The organism is Streptomyces calidiresistens, from assembly GCF_014141525.1.
GTDB lineage: Bacteria > Actinomycetota > Actinomycetes > Streptomycetales > Streptomycetaceae > Streptomyces > Streptomyces calidiresistens.
The window spans coordinates 1-4,853 of record NZ_VKHS01000417.1 but is presented as its reverse complement, the minus strand read 5'-3'; the positions used below and the strand labels follow the sequence as shown (position 1 = coordinate 4,853).

Annotated in this window: 3 protein-coding genes; 1 reads left to right on the top strand and 2 read right to left on the bottom strand. The window is 74.0% G+C overall.

Annotation, left to right across the window (positions count from 1 at the left end; genetic code table 11):
- Positions 1-71 precede the first annotated feature (71 nt).
- Positions 72-2,159 (bottom strand): thioredoxin domain-containing protein, encoded by a 2,088-nt coding sequence (locus FOE67_RS16675; protein WP_182665077.1) that lies wholly within the window; start codon positions 2,157-2,159, stop codon positions 72-74.
- Positions 2,160-2,277: 118 nt separating this feature from the next.
- The gene (gene greA, locus FOE67_RS16670) at positions 2,278-2,775 is read right to left on the bottom strand and encodes a transcription elongation factor GreA (protein ID WP_182665076.1); all 498 of its coding nucleotides are present in this window, start codon (positions 2,773-2,775) and stop codon (positions 2,278-2,280) included.
- An 859-nt stretch (positions 2,776-3,634) separates the two neighbouring features.
- Here greA and FOE67_RS16665 point away from each other — a divergent pair.
- Positions 3,635-4,846 (top strand): S8 family peptidase, encoded by a 1,212-nt coding sequence (locus FOE67_RS16665; protein WP_182665074.1) that lies wholly within the window; start codon positions 3,635-3,637, stop codon positions 4,844-4,846.
- Positions 4,847-4,853 lie beyond the last annotated feature (7 nt).

Here is a 4,853-nt window from a genome sequence, read left to right as displayed (position 1 = left end):
ACCCCTGCGCAGGGGTGCGGGCCCGCCGCCGTGTCCCCGGGGCGTCCCCGGGCGTCCCCGGGTCCCCGGGGTCAGGCGGGGTCGGGGCGCAGCCGCTCGGCCAATTCCCCGGGGTCGGTGGTGGGGGCGGAGCAGACGAAGTTCCGGCACACGTACGCCGTGGCCCGTCCCCCACGCAGCGGGCGGTCGCGCAGCAGGGGCGTGGCTCCCGTGTCGTCGGGCTCGCCGACCGCCACCGCCGCGCCCGGCGCCGTGGAGCGCAACGCCACCCGGTGCAGTTCGGCGCGGAGCGGGTCCCCGGGCGGGCCCACCACGGCCACCTCGCGCGGGCCGTCCAGCGCCGCCTCGGCCACGGCCAGCCCCCACCCGGCGAAGCGGGGCGCCCGGGGTGCCAGGGCCGTGACGATCCCCAGGGCCCGTTCGGCCGCCTCCCGGTAACGGGGCTCGCCGGTGTGGGCGGCATGGGTCAGCAGCGCTCCGGTGGCGGCCGTCCACCCGGAGGGGGTGGCGCCGTCCGTGGGGTCCTGCGGGCGCCGGATCAGGCGCTCGGCGTCGTCGGCCGTGTCGTGGAGCGAGCCGTCGGCGTCCCGGAAACGGGTGAGGACCACCTCCAGGAGGGTGCCGGCCAGGTCTAGCCAGGCGCTCTCCCCCGTCACGGCGTACAGGGCGTGGAAGCCCTCGGCCACGTCCGCGTAGTCCTCCAACACGCCGGCTCCGCGCCCCGGCTCGCCCCCCAGCGAGGTGCGGGTCAGCCGGCCGTCGGCGTCCATGTGCCGGCCGACCAGCAGGTCGGCGGCGCGCTCCGCGGCCTCCACGAGGTCCGGCCGGTCGAAGCAGACCCCCGCCTCGGCGAGGGCGGCGATCGCCAGGCCGTTCCAGGCGGCGACGACCTTGTCGTCCCGCCCCGGGCGCGGCCGGCGGTCGCGGGCGGCCAGCAGCCGGCGGCGCACCTCGACGGGGAGGGCCTCGGCGGGGTCCTCCCCCTCCGCGCCCTCCCCGGTCCCGTCCCGGGGGGCCGGGGGCAGGCGGAGCACCGAGCGCCCCTCCTCGAAGGTGCCCTCCTCCGTGACGCCCAGCAGGTCGAGGGCGGCGGTGACGGTCTCCTCGTCGATTCCGTCCAGGGCCTCGCGGACCTCGGCCGGGGTCCACGCGTAGTAGGCGCCCTCGACGTGCGGCCCGTCCGGGTCGGCCGGGTCGGCGCTGTCGGCGTCCAGCGCGGAGGCGAAACCCCCCTCGGGGGTGCGTAGCTCGCGGATCATGAAGTCGGCGGTGTCCAGGGCGACCCGGCGGGCCCGGGATGTGCCGTCCGCCCGCCACAGATGGGTGTACACCCGGCACAGCAGGGCGTTGTCGTAGAGCATCTTCTCGAAGTGCGGGACCGTCCATTCCGCGTCCACCGAGTAGCGGGCGAATCCCCCGCCGAGCTGGTCGTGGATGCCGCCGCGTGCCATCGCGTCACAGGTGCGGCGCACCATCTCCAGCGCGCCGTCGGCGCCGGTACGGGCGTGGTGGCGCAGCAGGAACTCCAGCACCATGGAGGGCGGGAACTTCGGCGCGCCGCCGAAGCCGCCGCGCGCGGCGTCGAACTCCCGGCTCAGTTGGAGCAGCGCCGCCGCCTGCTCGGCAGGCCCCGGCGGCGGGGGGAAGTCGCGCGGACCCTGCCGGCCGGCCAGGTCCCGGGCGATGCGCCCGGCGACGTTCCCCACCTCCTCGCGGCGCTCGGTCCAGGCGGTGTGCACGCCCTCCAGCAGTTGCCGGAAGGACGGCATGCCGTGGCGCGGCTCGGGGGGAAAGTAGGTGCCGAAGTAGAAGGGCTCGCCCTCGGCGTTCATGAAGACGGTCATCGGCCAGCCGCCCTGCCCGGTGGCGGCCTGCACGGCGTCCATGTAGACGGAGTCCACGTCGGGCCGCTCCTCGCGGTCCACCTTGATCGCCACGAAGCGGTCGTTGAGGTAGGCGGCGACGTCCGGATCGGCGAAGGACTCGCGAGCCATCACATGACACCAATGACACGAGGAGTAGCCGACCGACAACAGAACGGGAAGGTCGCGGCGGCGGGCCTCCTCGAAGGCCTCGGGCGACCACGGCCACCAGTCCACCGGGTTGTCGGCGTGCTGCAGGAGGTAGGGCGAGGTCTCTTCGGCGAGTCGGTTGGCCATGGGCCCATCCTGCCGGAGACCGGGGGCGGCGGCTCGACGGCGGGTCGGGGGCGGTGGGGGATTTCCCGACACCCGGAGGCCACCGGGCGTCGGACCGGGCCGACGCCCGGTGACGGGCTCAGGACTGGTAGGGCTTGGCGTCCATGACCTTGACCATGGCGATCTTGCCGTTCGGCAACTCGTACCGGGCCTCCTGACCGGCTCGCTTGCCGGTCACCGCGCCGCCGAGGGGCGACTGCGGGGAGTACGTCTCGATGTCGGAGGTCGCGAACTCCCGGGACGCCAGGAGGAAGGTCATCGTGTCGTCCTCGTCGCCGTCGAAGGCGATGGTGACGACCATGCCGGGGGCGACCACGCCGGTGTCCGCGGGGGCCTCGCCCACCTTGGCGGTCCGCAGCAGGTGTTCCAGTTGGCGCACGCGCGCCTCCTGCTTGCCCTGCTCCTCCTTGGCCGCGTGGTATCCCGCGTTCTCCTTGAGGTCGCCCTCCTCGCGGGCGGCCTCGATCTTCTTGGCGATCTCGGTGCGTGCGGGACCCGACAGGTACTCCAACTCGGCCTTGAGCTGGTCGTACGCCTCCTGGGTCAACCAGGTGACGCTTTCGCTGGTCTGGGTCACAAGTAGCTCCTAGGAACTTTCGGCGGAATACAAACAAGGCCCGACCCGGAAGGCGGTGACGCCCCGGGTGGGCGAAACATCAATCGTACCGAAGGGCGATCGAGTCGCCCTGGAATTACCCTCCGGCGTCGCCGGCAAACCGGCAACCGGTTATTCGACGTCGGGTCGTGATCCGTTCGCCCGCCCGTCGCACGGGGCCGATCGGCGCCGGGTCGGGGCCCGGGACACCGCCGGTCTCACCCTCCGGGGTGACCCCGGGTCCGCCGGGTGCCGGATGCCCGCGGATCGCGGCGGGCGCCGGCGCCCCGGCGGCGGGGTCGGTCGCCCGGGGCGTCCCGGCCGGCCGACGGCTTCCCGCCCGGGCGTGTCGGAACGGTCCGATCCGGCCACGCTCCCACCCGGGAGGGTGAGACGTGGGCGACGCGGGTGCCCGGCCACCGGCGGACGGGCATCCGGGGGGCCGCCCGGGCGACCGGGCCGGTGAGGGGCCCGGTCGGGGGGCCGGCGGCTCGCTCCCGGGTCGCCGGCGGGTCCGCCGACGGGCCGTCGCCGACCGCCGCTTTCCCGCCAACCCCCCGGTACGGCGGGGGTGTTCGCGTCCACCGTGTCACCACCGGATGAAGCGCGGCGGAACGGTGTCACGGGCATGTGAATTACGGGTTCATGACTTCCGACCCTCTTGCGCGATTCCTGTGACGGGGCGAATCTTTTCCCCGGCGGGACGTCCGGCACCCCGGACGCCACCGGGATCGCTTTGTCATGCCCATGCCCCAGATGGGTACCCGGGCCCGCCACCCCGGGCACCAGGCACCACCCGCCCGTCCCCCCACTCGCGCACCACGCTGAGGAAGGACCCTCGATGTCAGTGCCGCGCACCCCCCTGAGCCGTTCCGGATTGCGTCTGACCGTGACCGGAGCCGCCGTCCTCGCCCTCGGTCTGGGCATCCTGCCCGCCGTCTCGCACGCCGCGGCGGCCGAGGAACCGGTCGGCGTCATCCTCAACGCCGACGCCCCCGAGGCCGTCGAGGGCAGCTACATCGTCATCTTCAAGGACGACGTGGAGGCCGGATCCGCCGAGGCCGAGAAGCTCGCCGAGGACTTCGACGCCGAGATCACCAGCACCTGGGAATCGGTGCTCAACGGCGTCGCGATCGAGGCCGACGAGGCGGACGCCGCGAAGCTCGCCGCCCACCCGGCCGTCGAGGCCGTGGTCCAGGACGAGGTCGTCCACACCACCGCCACCCAGGTCAACCCGCCCTCCTGGGGCCTGGACCGCATCGACCAGCCGGCCCTCCCGCTGAACAACTCGTACACCTATCCCGACCAGGCCGGCGCCGGGGTCACCATCTACATCGTGGACACCGGCATCCGGTACACCCACAACGACTTCGGCGGTCGGGCACGCTTCGGCTACGACGCCTTCGGCGGCAACGGCTCCGACGGCAACGGCCACGGCACCCACGTCGCCGGGACCGCCGCCGGCACCGCGTACGGCGTCGCCAAGCGGGCCGACCTGGTCAGCGTGAAGGTCCTCAACAACTCCGGCTCCGGCACCGTCCAGTCGGTGGTCAACGGCATCAACTGGATCACCCGCAACGCCTCCGGCCCGTCGGTCGCCAACATGAGCCTGGGCGGCGGCGCCAACAGCGTCATCGACCAGGCCGTGCGCGACTCCATCGCCTCCGGCGTCACCTACGTCGTCGCCGCCGGCAACAGCAACGCCAACGCCGGCAACTCCTCGCCCGCCCGGGTCACCCAGGCCATCACGGTCGCCGCGAGCACCAGCTCCGACAGCCGCGCCTCCTTCTCCAACTACGGCTCGGTCGTCGACATCTTCGCCCCCGGCCAGAGCATCGCGGCCCCCTGGCACACCTCCAACACCGCGGTGAACACCATCTCCGGCACCTCGATGGCCGCCCCGCACGTCGCCGGCGCCGCCGCCCTGGTTCTCGGCGGCAGCCCGACCCTCTCCCCCGCCCAGGTGGAGTCCCGCCTCGTCTCCCTGTCCACCACCGGCCGGATCTCCAACCCCGGCAGCGGCAGCCCCAACCGCCTGCTCCGGGTGCCCTGACCCGGGC